Source organism: Micromonospora sp. D75 (assembly GCF_018070405.1).
GTDB classification, from domain to species: Bacteria; Actinomycetota; Actinomycetes; order Mycobacteriales; family Micromonosporaceae; genus Micromonospora; species Micromonospora chalcea.
Window position 1 is genome coordinate 1 of sequence record NZ_JAGPXV010000914.1, and the last position, 1,659, is coordinate 1,659.

Genomic DNA, 1,659 nt, shown 5'->3' on the forward strand with positions numbered 1-1,659 from the left:
GGTCAGAAGGGGGCGTCCACGGGTAGTCGGCGGACCTGGGTCAGGTAAGGATCCAGCTCGCCCACCTCGAAGCGGCACGTGCCGATGACGTGCCAGAACTGGCCGCCCGGGTCACCGTCCAGCTTGTACCGGCCGTCCGGGCTGACCGCCGCCCATCCGTCCGGCAGCCCGATCAGCGTGGTCCGCAGCTGGGCGTGCTCCGGGTCGGCCACGTCCCACAGGCGTACGGTGCCGTCGTCACCGGCGCTGGCGAGCAGGCTGCTGTCCGGGCTGAAGTGCACCGACCAGACCCGCCGGGTGTGTGCCGCCAGCGTGCCGTGCAGCCGGCCGGTGACCGGGTCCCACAGCCGGATCACCAGGTCGTCCCCGGCGGTGGCGAGCAGGTTGCCGTCCGGGCTGAACGCGCACGACCAGAGGCGGCCGTCGTGTTCGGTGAGCACGACACGCGGCTGGCCGGTCTGCACGTCCCAGACCACCGCCGTGCCGTCGTTGCCGGCGCTGGCCAGCAGCGTGCCCTCGCTGTTGAAGCCGACCGAGTAGACCCGGTCAGTGTGGTGTTCCAGCGTCATCCGGCAGGTGGCGGTGGCGGCGTCCCACAGCCGAACCGTCTGGTCGTCGCACCCGGTGGCGATGGTCTCGCCGTCCGGGCTGAACGCGACGGTGCGCACCCGGCCCCGGTGCGGGGTGAGCGTGGCGAAGTGCCGGCCGGTGCGGCGGTACCACAGGCGTACCGTGTCGTCGTCGTTCGCGGTGGCGAGCGCGTCGCCGTCGGGGCTGAACGCGACCGCCCAGACGTGGTCGGTGTCCACGTTGAGCTCGCGCTCGTCGGCGCCGGTGTCGGTGTTCCACAGGTGCACGCCGCCGTCGCCGCTGGGCGAGGCGACCAGCGGCTCCTCGGGGCAGAACACCACGGACAGCAGCCGGTCGGCGGGGCTGGCGAGCTGGCGCAGCAGGCGGCCGGTACGCGGTTCCCAGAGCCGGATCACGCCGTCGTTGCCGCAGGCGGCGAGCACTTCCCCGTCGTCGCGGAAGGACAGCGCGGTGACCCGCCGGCCGTGCCCGCGCAACGTGTGCTGGAGCTGCCCGGTGCGTACGTCCCACAGCCGGGTGGTGCCGTCGTTGCTGCTGGTGGCCACCTGGTTCTGATCCGGCCGCCAGACCACCGGCCAGACCGAGCCGCGGTGCCGGGTCAGCTCGTGCCGGACCTGCCCGTCGTCGGTGTCCCAGAGCTGGATCGCGCCGTCGCTGGCGGCGGTGGCGAGCAGGCTGCCGTCGCCGTTGAACCGGACGCTGTAGATCGCGCCCCGCTGCCGCCCGAGCACCCGTACCGGCCGGCCGGTCTCGGTCTCCCACAGCCGCAGCGCGCCGTGCGTGTCGCCGGTGGCCATCAGCGTGCCGTCGGGGTGGATGTCGAGGGCGTACACGTCGGCCTCGTGGCCGCGCGGCGAGCGCAGCAGCTCGCCGTCGGCGGCCCGGCGGACCCAGACCCGGCCGTGCTGCCCGACCGCGGCCAGCAGCCGCCCGTCCGGCGTGTGCGCCAGCCGGTAGACGACTTCCGGCTCGCGCACCTCGAACGCCAGCCGGCCGGTGGGGATGTCCCAGCCGCGTACCGTGCCGCCGCTGTCGGCCACCACGACCCGCCGGCCGTCGGGGCTGAAC

General features: G+C 74.2%; 1 pseudogene. It reads right to left on the bottom strand.

The features are described 5' to 3' along the window. Positions 1 to 2: 2 nt before the first annotated feature. Positions 3 to 1,659, bottom strand: a pseudogene (locus KBX39_RS30630) (hypothetical protein); the annotation flags it as partial.